At 71.8% G+C, this 238-nt stretch carries 1 pseudogene; it reads left to right on the top strand.

Features of this window, described 5'->3' with window-relative positions:
• Positions 1 to 48: 48 nt before the first annotated feature.
• A pseudogene (locus tag KVS71_RS18690) lies at positions 49 to 238 on the top strand (glutamate decarboxylase); the annotation flags it as partial.

Below are 238 nucleotides of genomic sequence, written 5' to 3'. Positions count from 1 at the left end.
GGGCACCCCGACAAGTGGACGCTGTACCCCCTGCAGGATCGACTCCGGATGCGCGGCAGGCTCCGCCCCGCGTACCCGATGCCCGCCGATCTGGAGGTCCTCACGGTGCAGCGGATCGTCGTGCGCAACGGGCTCAGCATGGATCTGTCCGCCGTGCTGCTCGTCGCCATCACCGCCGAGGGGGCCCACCTCGCCGCGCTCACGGCACCCATGCCGTCCGACCACCCCGACTCGGCGT

This window comes from Microbacterium sp. GbtcB4 (genome assembly GCF_019091465.1).
GTDB classification, from domain to species: domain Bacteria; phylum Actinomycetota; class Actinomycetes; order Actinomycetales; family Microbacteriaceae; genus Microbacterium; species Microbacterium paraoxydans.
This window is presented reverse-complemented; position numbering and strand designations above follow the sequence as displayed.